The sequence below is a fragment of the Flavonifractor sp. An92 genome, assembly GCF_002159175.1.
Taxonomy (GTDB): Bacteria; Bacillota; Clostridia; order Oscillospirales; family Oscillospiraceae; genus Pseudoflavonifractor_A.
This window is the reverse complement of sequence record NZ_NFGZ01000010.1, coordinates 60,634-73,844: the sequence shown is the minus strand read 5'-3', so window position 1 is coordinate 73,844 and position 13,211 is coordinate 60,634. Positions and strand designations below refer to the sequence as shown.

The 13,211-nt window shown below is 64.6% G+C and carries 11 protein-coding genes and 1 riboswitch; of the genes, 4 read left to right on the top strand and 7 right to left on the bottom strand.

Going from position 1 to position 13,211, the window contains the following annotated elements; all coding sequences use genetic code 11:
* Positions 1-10: 10 nt before the first annotated feature.
* The 6 genes from B5G43_RS08935 to B5G43_RS08910 all read right to left on the bottom strand — a co-directional run bounded on the left by B5G43_RS08935 (position 11) and on the right by B5G43_RS08910 (position 5,717).
* Complete coding sequence (locus tag B5G43_RS08935; RefSeq protein WP_087260391.1) at positions 11-1,369, bottom strand: cytosine permease; 1,359 nt, start codon at positions 1,367-1,369, stop codon at positions 11-13.
* A 39-nt stretch (positions 1,370-1,408) separates the two neighbouring features.
* Complete coding sequence (locus tag B5G43_RS08930) at positions 1,409-2,437, bottom strand: GTP-binding protein (RefSeq protein ID WP_087260388.1); 1,029 nt, start codon at positions 2,435-2,437, stop codon at positions 1,409-1,411.
* A gap of 24 nt (positions 2,438-2,461) precedes the next feature.
* Positions 2,462-2,791 carry a hypothetical protein gene (locus B5G43_RS08925; RefSeq protein WP_087260386.1) on the bottom strand — a complete coding sequence of 110 codons (330 nt, stop codon included), beginning with the start codon at positions 2,789-2,791 and terminating at the stop codon, positions 2,462-2,464.
* Between the two features lie 27 nt (positions 2,792-2,818).
* Entirely contained in the window at positions 2,819-3,703 is an 885-nt protein-coding gene (locus B5G43_RS08920) for a polysaccharide deacetylase (RefSeq protein ID WP_087260383.1), read from the bottom strand.
* A gap of 75 nt (positions 3,704-3,778) precedes the next feature.
* Positions 3,779-4,591 (bottom strand): carbon-nitrogen hydrolase family protein, encoded by an 813-nt coding sequence (locus B5G43_RS08915; RefSeq protein ID WP_206405015.1) that lies wholly within the window; start codon positions 4,589-4,591, stop codon positions 3,779-3,781.
* A gap of 250 nt (positions 4,592-4,841) precedes the next feature.
* The gene (locus B5G43_RS08910; RefSeq protein WP_087260381.1) at positions 4,842-5,717 is read right to left on the bottom strand and encodes a LysR family transcriptional regulator; all 876 of its coding nucleotides are present in this window, start codon (positions 5,715-5,717) and stop codon (positions 4,842-4,844) included.
* Between the two features lie 138 nt (positions 5,718-5,855).
* Here B5G43_RS08910 and larA point away from each other — a divergent pair, with 138 nt between their 5' ends.
* Together larA and B5G43_RS08900 are read left to right on the top strand one after the other, a co-directional pair.
* The gene (gene larA, locus B5G43_RS08905; protein WP_087260380.1) at positions 5,856-7,109 is read left to right on the top strand and encodes a nickel-dependent lactate racemase; all 1,254 of its coding nucleotides are present in this window, start codon (positions 5,856-5,858) and stop codon (positions 7,107-7,109) included.
* A 34-nt stretch (positions 7,110-7,143) separates the two neighbouring features.
* Positions 7,144-8,316 (top strand): malic enzyme-like NAD(P)-binding protein, encoded by a 1,173-nt coding sequence (locus B5G43_RS08900; protein ID WP_087260377.1) that lies wholly within the window; start codon positions 7,144-7,146, stop codon positions 8,314-8,316.
* Positions 8,317-8,397: 81 nt separating this feature from the next.
* Here B5G43_RS08900 and metK read toward each other — a convergent pair whose 3' ends face one another.
* Positions 8,398-9,585: a methionine adenosyltransferase gene (metK, locus tag B5G43_RS08895; protein ID WP_087260374.1), complete on the bottom strand. Its 1,188-nt coding sequence runs from the start codon at positions 9,583-9,585 to the stop codon at positions 8,398-8,400.
* An 85-nt stretch (positions 9,586-9,670) separates the two neighbouring features.
* A riboswitch (SAM riboswitch) is annotated at positions 9,671-9,766 on the bottom strand.
* Between the two features lie 94 nt (positions 9,767-9,860).
* On the opposite strand from metK, the gene B5G43_RS08890 reads away from it, so the two are divergent.
* Both B5G43_RS08890 and B5G43_RS08885 read left to right on the top strand, forming a co-directional pair.
* Positions 9,861-12,230: a polysaccharide pyruvyl transferase family protein gene (locus B5G43_RS08890; protein ID WP_242960515.1), complete on the top strand. Its 2,370-nt coding sequence runs from the start codon at positions 9,861-9,863 to the stop codon at positions 12,228-12,230.
* Positions 12,231-12,320: 90 nt separating this feature from the next.
* Positions 12,321-13,178 carry a rhomboid family intramembrane serine protease gene (locus tag B5G43_RS08885; RefSeq protein WP_242960514.1) on the top strand — a complete coding sequence of 286 codons (858 nt, stop codon included), beginning with the start codon at positions 12,321-12,323 and terminating at the stop codon, positions 13,176-13,178.
* Positions 13,179-13,211 lie beyond the last annotated feature (33 nt).

Below are 13,211 nucleotides of genomic sequence, written 5' to 3'. Positions count from 1 at the left end.
TCCCTCCTTCTCAGCGACGCGCAGCCAGCGCCTCGTTCCGCGCCACTTCCTTCTTCTGCATGCCCGCGGCGTACAGGATCAGGCTGGCCACCGTATAGACGACCACCGTGCCCACAAAGGCGTTGACCGAGGAGATGCCCCAGTTCAGCTTCCAGCCCAGCAGCAGACCGGCGATGAGCGCCGGGACCGTGGCCCAGTTGAATTTGTGGTGGGTGACGTCCTCCGAGTTGACGTCCATGTCATAGTAGTTCTTGTGACCCGTCCAGTGGTACTTGGTCTTGGACAGGATGAAGTAGTCCGCGATGGACACCGCCGCGATGGGCGGGATCAGGTAGCCCAGGAAGGAACAGAACGGCACATAGTAGCTCTGGATGTCCAGGCCGGAGATGCAAACCGCGATCAGGCCCACGCCCAGCACGATGAACCGGCGGGGCACCCGCTTCTTGGTGACCACCTCGATGGTGATGGGCAGCGAGGTGGAGGTGATGTAGGAGCTGTGCTCACAGGTGGCCCAGTTCTGCAGGAAGAACATCAGCGCGCCCAGGCCCACCATGCCCAGCATGCTCAGGGTGTCGGCGATGACCGAAGTGCCGGTGGCCGCACCCCAGATGGCGCCGCAGACGATGCACAGGCAGAAGCCGAAGAAGAAGCCCAGGAACGAGGCGATGAAGGAGCTCTTGGCGTCCTTGGCAAAGCGCATGTAGTCCGCCGCGCGGGAGCAGCCCGCCGCCCAGGTGCCGATGACCATGGCCACGCCGGCGTTGACCGTCATGGTCTGGGGATAGGTGGCCGACCAGATGGCCCCGAAGCCGCCGGGCATCTGGCCGCAGCGGTAGATGCCGTACAGGCCGGTGATGAGCAGCACCGGGAAGGCAAAGCGGTTCAGAATGACCATTTTGGAGAAGCCAACATAGTTGTTGGTGATAAACAGCATGGAGATGAGGATGCACCACACCCGGACGTCCACTGCCGGGAAGAGGGACACCAGGATGGAGCAGAACATGGCGGCGTTGACCACATACCAGCCGATGTCCGCGATGTGGAAGCCGGGGATGGCCACGCCCAAACTGCCGTAGGCGTAGCGGGAGGAGAGTGCCGAGTTACAGTGGGTCTTGTAGCCGATGAAGCCGTTGAGGGCCGTGAAAAACGCCAGGAAAAGGGCGCCGATCAGAATGGACTGCAGGCCCGTGGGCAGGCCGCCCGTGCCGATGGTCACCGAGACGCCGGCCTGGTAGAGCTGGGCCACCATGGCCGCGCCGAACCACACGAAGGTCAGGTCATACCAGGTCTTGCGCTGGGACGCCGGGACCGGTTCGTATTGAAAATCGTCGCCGCTGCTGTTGGTTTTCTTTTCCACCTCTGTGCTCATATGCACACCTCTCTTTCTCTTGTTCGCAGGTTCCTGCCCCTAGCGGCTGCCGTAGGGGTCCAGATTCAACTCCTCAATGCGCGCAGTCGCGCCGATGATGGATTGGAACGCCCGCAGAGATTCCAGCACCCGGCGGGGCTCGATGTCCCGCATGATGAACACGATCTCCGAGCGGCGCTCCTCCTCGCCCCAGCTGTCCAGGTGCTGGGGCGGGTGGATGATATGCTGTACGCCGTTGAGCATCACGGGCCCCTCCGCGCCGGTGTCGATGAGCCCCTTCACCCGGAAGATGTTCTCCCCGTGGGCGTACAGCAGCGCCGAGAGCCACAGGCCGAAGGCCGCCCAGTTCAGCGGCTCGGTGAAGCCGATGGAGATGGAGTGGACCTGAGTGGTGTGACTGCCGTGGTCGTGGCCCTGGTCCGGCAGGGGGAGCTTCCGCCGCTCCGGCCGGGCCGCCGTCTCCTTGGCAAAGACCTCCTCCGGCTCGATCTGCCCGCAGGCCGCCCGCAGCACCGTCGCCGCCGGGTTGATGGCCTGGATGCGGCCCTCCAGCCGGGCCAGTACCTTGGGGTCGGCGATGTCGGTCTTGGTCAGGATCACCCGGTCGGCCACGGCGATCTGCTTGATCGACTCGGCGCTGCCGTCCAGGTGGAGCAGTCCGTTCACCCCGTCCAGACAGGTGACCACATAGTCCACCCGGTAGTGGTGGCGGATCATGGAGTCGGTCATGATGGAGAAGAGGATGGGCGCCGGATCGGCCAGGCCGGAGGTCTCGATGACCACCCGGTCCACCTCCAGCTCCCCCCGGTCCCGGGCGTTGATGAGGTTGGCCAGCTCCTTCACCAGGTCGGCCCGCACATTGCAGCAGGCGCAGCCGCCCCCCAGGAGGATGGTGTTCTCCTCGATGCGGCGGAGGACCCGGTGGTCCAGGCCCACCTTGCCGAACTCATTGACGATGACCGCCGTGTGCTGAAAATCCGGGTGGCCCAGCCAGTACCCCAGCAGGGTGGTCTTGCCGCTGCCCAGAAAGCCGGTCACGATGGTCACGGGCAGAACGCGCTCCGACATGCCTCTCCTCTCCTTTCACGATGGTTACGCCCTGGCCTCGTCCCCGCTCAGGTGGGCGATGAGGGCCGGGTCCAGCGGGTCCACGGTCCGGCCGCTGAGCTGCTGGGCCTTGGGCCACAGATCGCCGAAATCCTGGCACAGCAGGGAGCGGCCCTTCCGGTCGGAGACGGTGTAGCCGCCGCCGGTCCGCCCGCTCACCTTCAGGCCGTAGTACTCCAGCACCTGATTGGTGAACTTCACCTTCATCAGCCGGGTGCGCAGCAGCTCACCCTGGTCCACGAAGCCCCGCTCATCGGTCTTTTGCCGGTCGCTCCAGTGGATGCTGGAAAACATCTGGCTGCACGCCATGCACATGGAAACCACTCCTTCCCTCAGGCCCTCTTACTTCTTGCGGGGGAAGCGCTTGACGAAGTCCTCCGCCACTTCCTTGTAGGTCACGAAGCGCACGCCCTCGTGGGCCATGATGTGCTCGATGAGCCGCTCGTTCATCAGGATGTTCTGGGGATGGCCGCTGACGTCGGGGTGGATGCACAGGGGGAATACGGCGTAGTCGTACTCCCGGTAGACGTAGTCGAACTGGTCCTGCCACATCTGGCCGATGTCCCGGGGGCTGGCGAAGCCGTAGCTGTTGGGGCTGGCCTTCTGGAACATCATGGGAGGCAGGTCGTCCAGGTACCAGCTGGCGGGGATCTCCACCAGGTCGGACTCGGTGCCCCGGACCAGAGGCTTCATCCACTCCTCGGCGTTCTTGGAGTAGTCGATCTTGGTCCAGGTGTCGCCCACCCGCACATAGTAGGGGTGGAAGTCGTTGTGCATCTGGCTGTTGTCGTACTTGATGCCGTGCTTGAGCAGCAGCTCGTTGGTCACCGGGGAGAACTGCCACCAGGGCGCGTCATAGCCCACCGGCTTCTGGCCGCAGAGCTTCTCGATGAGGTCGATACACTTGACCAGCACCGCCTCCTCCTGGGCGGGGGTCATGGTGCAGGGGTCCTCGTGGGAGTAGCCGTGGAGGGCGATCTCACACCCGGCGTCGGCCACCGCCTTCATCTGCTCGGGGAAGCTCTCGATGGAGTGGCCCGGGATGAACCAGGTGCTGGGCAGGTTGTACTTCTGGAGCATCTTCAAGATGCGGGGCGAGCCCACCTCGCCGGAGAAAATACCGCGGGAGATGTCGGTGGGAGAGTCCTCACCGCCATAGGAGCCGAGCCAACCGGCAACGGCGTCAACGTGCACTCCGTACGCGACCAGAATTTCTTTCTTTCCCATAATTCCGTCTCCTTTTCTATGATATCGTGGTTTGAGTCCGCCCCAAAACCAAATTCCAACACGCTTCCCTGCTGCTTACACGCCGCCGATCCCGTTGGCGAAGAGCTGCTGTTTATAATCCCTCAGATAGGGCACTGTCATGCGCTGCACCGGCACCCGGTCCAGGTCGATCTCGGTGACGATGATCCCGTTTTCCGCCTCGGTCTCCTCCAGCACCGCGCCGGTGGGGTCCACGATGCGGCTCTTGGCGGCAAATACGCTCTCCTCGCCCTCGGCGCCGGAGCGGTTGGCCGCCACCACATAGAGCCCGTTCTCCAGCGCCCGGGCCCGGGAGGCCAGCTCCCATACATAGGAGCGCCTGCGGCCAAAGGCCGCCGAATAGGCCAGCAGGTTGGCTCCGTTCAGGGTCAGGATGCGCGCCCCCTCGGGGAAGCCCACCTCGTAGCAGATCTGCATCCCCAGCCGGGCAAAGCCCAGATCGAACACCGGATACTCGTGCCCCGAGCGGAAGCGCAGGCTCTCCGCGCCCCAGAGGCACACCTTCCGGTACTTGCCCACGTAGCCCTCCGGTCCGGTGAGCACGCAGGTGTCGTACAGCACGCCCTCACAGGCGCTGCGCTCGATGATCGCCGCCACCAGGTAGAGCTGATGGCGGGCGCTCAGCTCCTCCATCCACCGCACCGTCTCGCCGCCGGGCACCGGCTCGGACAGCGCGTAATCCTGATCGGCCACCTGATAACCCGTGTTGAACAGCTCCGGCAGCACCACCAGCTTGGCGCCGGCTTCCGCGGCCTGCCGGACCAGTCCCTCCGCCAGGGCGAGGTTCCCCGCCTTGTCGTACGGGAGGCTGTTCATCTGCACGGCGGCGACTTTGACCGTTGAGATCAAATGCCTCACTCCTCTCTTCTGTAAGCTTTTATTTGGTATGTCATCTACTGGTATACCATCATACCACTGTAATCATCATACCACAAATTTCAAAAATTACAATCGGCTTTTTGCGCGAATTACACGTCTGATTCGCCAAAATTCGCCCCTGCTTTTTGTCATAATTCACAGACGCCCCCGCGATTCCCTCGCACGCGGGCAAACAAAAGACCTCTGTCCACGGACAGAGGTCTTTCTGGTAGTTCGGCATTCAGGTCAGTTCCAGGTTCTGATAGTCCTCAATGAGACAGCGCATGTCCGCCGAGAGATGGCGGTTGCGCTCCCAGACCAGGCTGAGCTGGGCCTGGATGGGCGGCGTCAGCGAGATGCCCACCAGGTCCCGGAATTCCGACAGCGCGCTCTTGAGCAGAAAGCCCGAGGCGATGCCGCTCTGGATGAGACGCCGGGCGGTGGAGAGCTGGTCGGTGGCGTGGATCACTCTGGGCGTGACCCCCGCCTCCTCAAAGCGGTGCATGACGATCTCATAGTGGAAGAAGTTCTTCTGAAAGAGGACCAGCGGCTCCTCCCGCAGCTCCTCCACCGACACCGCCGTCCGCCCTGCCATGGGGTGGTCCCGGCTGACGCACCACACCGTCTCGGTGGACATGAGGGGCAGCACCTGGAACTCCTCCCCCAGGGGCTGGTCGTGGGTGATGAAGGCCAGGTCCAGCGTCTTTTCCAACAGCCCCCGCAGCAGCATGTTTCCGCCGCCCTCCCGGGTGGAGACGGTGAGGTCCGGGTGCCGGGGGACCACGTGGGTGTACAGATGGGGCAGCAGGGTCATGCCCACCATGGGCGGCATACCCAGGCGGATGGGATAGTGGCGCTGGCTCAGGTCCCGCATGTGGGAGAGGACCTGGTCGGTGTGGGCCAGCAGCCCGTCGGCCAGGGTCAGCAGCTCCTCCCCCTCCGGCGTGAGGGAAAAGCCCTGGTACCGCCGGGCGGTGAGCTTCAGGCCAAACTCGTGCTCCAGCTCCCGGATGGCGATGGAGATGGAGGGCTGTGAGATGTGCAGCGCCTCCGCCGCGCCGGTGATGCTGTGGTAGCGGCAGGCCGCCTGAAAATAGCGCAGCTGTTGCAGGGTCATGAGGAATCCCTCCTTTTGCCCCTATTATATAAAATTATTTTATATCAATCAATAAAAACTATATTTGACAAATTGTGACCAATAGCCCTATGATTTAAGCAAATCAAGAACATCTAAACGGATATTGGAGGGGTATCGATGCGGTTGGAATTTTGCTATGGCTCCGGTGTGCAGGCGGTGGAGGTGGAGGAGCGGCGGCTTCTGGGCGTGCTGCGCCCCACGCCCATCGACGTGCCCGAGACGGAGGCGGCCCTGCTGGCCCAGGCCCTGGACGCCCCCATCGGAGCCCCCCGGCTGGAGGAGCTGGTCCGCCCCGGCGAGACGGTGGCCATCGTCACCAGCGACATCACCCGCCCCTTCCCCACCGCCCGGGTGCTCCCCGCCCTGCTGGCGCGGCTGTACCGCGCCGGGGTCTCGCCGGAGGACATCACCCTGGTCTTTGCCCTGGGCAGCCACCGGGGCCACACTGAAGAGGAGATGCGCCGCCTGACCGGCACGGCGTGGGGCGCCATCCGCTGCGCGGACTCCGGGGAGGACGGATTTGTCTCCCTGGGGACCACCCGCCGGGGCACCCCGGTGGAGATCGACCGCCATGTGGCGGAGGCCGACCGGCGGATCTGCCTGGGTAACATCGAATACCACTACTTCGCCGGCTACTCCGGCGGGGCCAAGGCCATCATGCCTGGCGTGTCCACCCGGGCCGCCATCCAGGCCAATCACAGCCGCATGACCCACCCCGACGCCTGCGTGGGCCGCCTGGAGGGCAACCCCGTGCGGGAGGACCTGGAGGAGGCCGCCGCCCTGGTAGGGGTGGACTTTCTCCTCAATGTGGTGCTGGACGAGCACAAGCGCATCGTCCACGCCGTGACGGGCGACGTCACCGCCGCCCACCGGGCGGGCTGTGCCTGGCTGGACCGGCACTACCGGGCCCCGATCTCAGAACTAGCCGACATCGTCATCGCCTCCCAGGGCGGCGCGCCCAAGGATCTGAACCTCTATCAGACCCAAAAAGCCCTGGACAACGCCAAGCACGCCGTCAAGCCCGGCGGCGTCATCATTCTGGCCGGGGCCTGTCCCGAGGGGTTGGGGGAAAACACCTTCCAGCAGTGGATGCTGGAGGCCCGGAGCCCCCAGGAGCTCATCCGGCGCATCCAGCGGGAGTTCCGGCTGGGCGGCCACAAGGCCGCCGCCATTGCCCTGGTGCTGGAACGGTGCTCCATTTACCTGGTCTCCCAGATGCCCCCCGAACTGGTGCGCGGGTGCTTCCTCACCCCCTTTTCCACCATCCAGGAAGCCTACGACGCCGCCCGGGCCCAGTTGGGTGAACATGCCACTGTGCTGGCCATGCCCTACGGCGGGTCCACCCTGCCCACCTTGACGACCTCATGTTGATACAATCAAATATAGAATATAGGAGGAATTGAACATGGATTACGCAGTGGAATCTCTGAAGAAGCACTATGAGTGGAAGGGCAAGCTGGAGGTCACTCCCCGCGCTTCCGTGGACAGCAAGGAGGCCCTCTCCCTGGCCTACACCCCCGGCGTGGCCCAGCCCTGCCTGGAGATTCAGAAGGATGTGAGCAAGAGCTACGACCTCACCCGCCGCTGGAACACCGTGGCGGTGGTCACCGACGGCACCGCCGTGCTGGGCCTGGGCGACATCGGCCCCGAGGCCGGTATGCCCGTCATGGAGGGCAAGTGCGTCCTCTTCAAAGCCTTCGGCGACGTGGACGCCATCCCCCTGTGCGTCCGCTCCAAAGACGTGGACGAGATCGTCCACACCGTGGCCCTGCTGGCCGGCTCCTTTGGCGGCGTGAACCTGGAGGACATCTCCGCTCCCCGCTGCTTTGAGATTGAGAAGAAGCTGAAGGAGCAGTGTGACATTCCCATTTTCCACGATGACCAGCACGGCACCGCCGTCATCACCCTGGCGGGCCTCCTCAACGCCCTGAAGGTGGTGGGCAAGAAGATCGAGGACGTGAAGATCGTCACCTCCGGCGCGGGCGCTGCCGGCATCGCCATCATCAAGCTCCTGATGAGCATGGGCCTCAAGAACGTCATCATGACCGACCGCACCGGCGCCATCTACGAGGGCCGCGAGGGCCTGAACCCCGTGAAGGAGGAGATGGCCAAGATCACCAACTTCAACCATGAGAAGGGCACCCTGGCCGAGGTCATCAAGGGCGCCGACGTGTTCATCGGCGTCTCTGCCCCCGGCACCCTCACCAAAGAGATGGTCTCCACCATGGCCAAGGACGCCATCATCTTCGCCTGCGCCAACCCTGTGCCCGAGATCTTCCCCGACGAGGCCAAGGCCGGCGGCGCCGCCGTGGTCTCCACCGGCCGCAGCGACTTCCCCAACCAGGTCAACAACGTCCTGGCCTTCCCCGGCATCTTCCGCGGCGCCCTGGATGTGCGTGCTTCCGACATCAACGACGCCATGAAGGTGGCTGCCGCCAAGGCCATCGCCGGACTGGTGAGCGACGAGGAGCTGAACGCCGACTACATCCTCCCCGCCGCCTTCGACCCCCGCGTCAAGGACGCCGTGGCCCAGGCCGTGGCTCAGGCTGCCCGGGACTCCGGTGTGGCCCGCATTTAAAAGACTCCTTTCCTTCTCCCCATACAAAGAGCGCCCGCCCCGAACTTCGGGGCGGGCGCTCACTTCCTTATATAAATAGGTTTAGCCGTTGACGGCGGCCTTCAGGGCCTCCACCCGGTCGGTGCGCTCCCAGGTCAGGTCCAGGTCGGTGCGGCCGAAGTGGCCGTAAGCGGCGGTCTGCCGGTAGATGGGACGGCGCAGGTCCAGGTCGCGGATGATGGCGGTGGGACGCAGGTCAAAGACCTTCTCCACGGCGTCCTCCAGCTTCAGGTCGGAGACTTTGCCGGTGCCGAAGGTGTCCACCCGGACGGACACGGGCTCGGCCACGCCGATGGCGTAGGCCAGCTGGATCTGGCAGCGGGAGGCCAGACCGGCGGCCACCACGTTCTTGGCCACCCAGCGGGCGGCATAAGCGGCGGAGCGGTCCACCTTGGTGGGGTCCTTGCCGGAGAAGGCGCCGCCGCCGTGGGGGGCGGAACCGCCATAGGTGTCCACGATGATCTTACGGCCGGTGAGGCCGGAGTCGCCCTGAGGACCGCCGATAACGAAGCGGCCGGTGGGGTTCACGTAGATCTTGGTATTCTCGTCCATGAGCTCGGCGGGGATGGTGGGCTTGATAACCAGCTCGATCATGTCCTTGCGGATCTGCTCCAGGCTGGCCTCGGGGCCGTGCTGGGTGGAGAGGACCACCGCGTCCACCCGGATGGGCTTGTCCTGCTCGTCGTACTCCACGGTGACCTGGGTCTTGCCGTCGGGGCGCAGGTAGTCCACCAGGCCCTCCTTGCGCACCTGGGTCAGGCGCTTGGCCATCTTGTGGGCCAGGGAGATGGGCAGGGGCATCAGCTCGGGGGTCTCGTCGCAGGCGTAGCCGAACATCATGCCCTGGTCGCCGGCGCCGTTGGTGAGATCCTCGCTCTCGCCGCCCTCCTTGGCCTCCAGGGACTTGTCCACGCCCAGGGCGATGTCGGCGGACTGCTCGTCAATGGAGGTGAGCACCGCGCAGGTATCGCAGTCAAAGCCGTACTTGGCCCGGTCATAGCCGATCTCCCGGATGACCTGGCGGGCGATCTTGGGGATGTCCACGTAGCAGTGGGTGGTGATCTCGCCCATCACGTTCACAAGGCCGGTGGTGACGGTGGTCTCACAGGCCACACGGCCCATGGGGTCCTTCTCCAGAATGGCGTCCAGAACCGCGTCGGAGATCTGGTCGCAGATTTTGTCGGGATGCCCCTCCGTCACGGACTCAGAGGTAAAAAGACGTTTTGCCATGGTAATTGCTTCCTTTCTGCACACGGAAGAGGATGTGAAAACGCCCCGCCGATCCCGGCGGGGCGCATGGAGCACTGGCTTGCCATCCTCATCTTTCGATTCGCACCGCCGGATTTGGCACCTTGCTTGCGCAGGTTGCCGGGCTTCACAGGGCCGTTCCCTCCACCACTCTTGATAAGGTGTATGAACTTGTATCGAGTATTGTATACGCCCGCTCGGATTTTGTCAAGAGAAAAGTTTCTCTCCCCCCGGCGGGCGAACTGTGGTATAATAACATGATATTACCCATTACCGACGACAAGAGGAGTGACTCCTACATGATCCGTGCCGGACTCATCACCTTCCATTTCGCCCACCACTACGGGGCCCAGCTCCAGGCCTACGCCACCATGCGCGCCATCCGGAACCTGGGCAAGGAGTGCGAGATCATCGACTTCCGCCTCCCCCACACCACCCGCACCAACAAGCTCTTCAAGGCCTCCCCCAACCCCCGGGCGGTGGCCTCCGACGCCCACACCGCCCTGCACTACAAGTCCTTCCAGACCCGGTATGAGCGGTTCGAGGCCTTTGTGGACACCCAGATGCGCCTGAGCCCCAAGCGCTACACCTCCTTTGCCGAGCTGAAGGCCGATCCCCCCGCCTACGACGTGTATGTGGCGGGCAGTGACCAGATCTGGAACCCCTTCATCTACGCCGACCGGCAGTTTGAGCCCGCCTTCCTGCTGGACTTCGTGAAAGAGGGCCGCAAGATCTCCTACGCCCCCAGCCTTGGCACCCCCACCCTGCCCGCGCCCTACGACGAGCAGCTCAAGGGGTACCTGGCCTCCTTCGACGCCCTCTCCGCCCGGGAGGACAAGGGCCGGGACCTGATCCGCGCCGCCGCCGGACGGGAGGCCCGGGTGGTGCTGGACCCCACCCTGCTGCTCACCGGCGCGGACTGGGGCGAGCTGGCGGTGGAGCCCAAGTACAAGGACCCCTATATCCTCTGCTACTGCGTGTCCGACCCCGGCGAGGTGGCCCCCTACGCCCTGGCCCTCTCCGAGCGCACCGGCTGGCCCATCGTGCAGCTGGCCGGCGCCCGGCGGAAGATCCCCGGAGCCAAGGAAGTGGTCTTTGATGCCGGTCCCCGGGAATTTTTGGGCCTCTTCCAGCACGCCGCCTGCGTGTGTACCAACTCCTTCCACGGGGCCGTGTTCTCCGTGCAGTTCAGCCGCCCCTTCTTCACCTCCATGTCTCCAAAGGAGAAGGCCAACCCCACCGCCAGCCGCATTTACAGCCTCCTGAGCCGCCTGGGCTGCGCCGACCGGGTGATCGGCCTCCCCTCCACCGCCGACGTGGAGGCCCCCATGGACTACGACGCCATCCAGAAGCGCCTGGCCGAGGCCCGGGCCGACGCCCTGGCCTACCTGGACGCCGCCCTGGAGGGCCGCCCCATCCCCCCCGAGCAGGTGGTGAAGCCCGCCCCCGCCAAGGGGCCCAACCTGTGCTCCTTTGAGGCCTGCACCGGCTGCGCGGCCTGCGCCCAGGTCTGCCCCGTGGGGGCCATCACCATGACCGAGGACCACGAGGGCTTCCTCCGTCCCACCGTGGGCAAGAACTGCATCCTCTGCCGCAAGTGCGAGGGAGCCTGCCCCCAGCTCTCCCCCTCGGTCCACAGCGACTGCGCCACCGACGCCTGGGCCTTGTGGGCCCTGGACAGCCAGGTCCGCGCCGCCTCCACCTCCGGCGGCGCCTTCTCCCTGCTGGCCAAACGAGTGCTGGACCAGGGCGGCGCCGTGTTCGGCGCGGTGCTGGAGCAGGGCCGTACCGCCCGCCATGTCTGCGCCCGCACCGAGCAGGAGCTGGCCCCCATGCGCGGCTCCAAGTACGTCCAGAGCGCCATCGGCAACACCTTCCGGCAGGCCCGGGAGCTGCTGGACCTGGGGACCCCCGTCCTCTTCACCGGCACTGCCTGCCAGATCGACGGCCTGAACCGCTACCTGGGCCGCTCGTATGACAACCTCCTCACCGTGGACCTGGTGTGCCACGGCGTGCCCTCCCCCAAGGTGCTGCGTTCCTTCGTGGAGCAGACCGAGAAGAAGGCCAAAAAGCAGGTGACCTCCCTCAAGTTCCGGGACAAGTCCCACGGCTGGAAGAAGGCCCACCTCACCCTCACCTTCAACGGGGGCAAGCAGCAGAGCGCCCCCCTCTATCAGACTACCTTCGGCCGGGGCTTCGGCATGGGCATTTTCCTGCGGCCCTGCTGCGCCAAGTGCCCCTACACCGACCTCCACCGCCGCCCCGCTGACCTGACCCTGGGCGACTTCTGGGGTCTGAGTGAGCAGGTAGACCTGCCCACCCAGCGGGACGAGGGCATCTCCCTGGTGCTGGCCAACACCGAGAAGGGCCGCGCTGTACTGAAGGCCATCTCCGGCCGGGCGGGCCTCGTGGAGCGCCCCGTGGAAGAGGCCATCAAGGGCAATCCCCGTTTGGCCTCTCCCAGCGCCCCCAGCCCCAAGCGCGCCGCCTTCTTCGCCTCCCTGCGCGCCCGGGGGTATGAGGCCACCGAGAAAACCTTCCTCACGCCTCCGCCCCTCCCCTATCGGGCCGCCTCCAAGGTGCTCACCCCCCAGATGAAAGCTGCCGTGCGGAAAGTCCTGAAATAATCCCTCAAGTTTACAAATTGTTCGGGATTTTTTCCGCCCATCCTGCTACACTGGTAGGCGCTGAGATATTTTACCTTAGGAGGGTTTGATTTGAGATCCATCGAGACGATGCTGGACCGCTTCTGCCGCAAGCACCCCCGGTTCGGCATCCCCAACCTGATGACCATTGTCGCCCTGGGCACCGCTCTGGTCTACCTGCTCAACCAATTCGGCCGGGGCGTGTCCCTGTCCGCCGCCCTGGCCCTCTTCCCCAGCCTGGTGCTCGAGGGGGAGATCTGGCGGCTCGTCACGTTCGTGTTCGTGCCCATGAGTGGCGGCGTGTTGCTGCTGCTGGAGCTCTACTTCTACTGGTTCATCGGCTCCGCCCTGGAGCGGGAGTGGGGCACCGCAAAGTTTAGCCTCTTTTACCTCTCCGGCGTGGTGCTCAACATTCTCTTCGGCTTCCTGGCGCTGGCCACCGGCGACAAGGCCGTGCTGGTCACCATGCGGTATGTGAACCTGTCCCTCTTCTTCGCCTTTGCCACCCTCTACCCCAACCTCCAGGTCCTCCTCTTCTTCATCATCCCCATCAAGGTGAAGTGGCTGGCCTGGGTGGACGCCGCCCTCTTCGCCTGGTCGGTGCTCAGCAGCCTCCTGGCCCTGGATCTGGCGGGGGCCATTCTCCCCCTGGTGGCCATCCTGAACTACTTCCTCTTCTTCGCCTCGGACCTGAGGAACACCCTGGGCTACGCCAGGCGCCGGGTGCAGCACCAGACCTCCCGGCAGACCATCAACTTCAAGAAGGCCACCCGGCAAGCTCAGCAGCAGAAGGGCTACATCCACAAGTGCGCCGTGTGCGGCAAGACCGACACCGACTACCCGGACATGGAGTTCCGCTACTGCTCCAAGTGCAACGGCTACTACTGCTATTGCAAGGACCATATCAACAACCACGTCCACATCGAATAAGCGCAAAAAACGCCCGCCGTCTGTTCCCCAGAC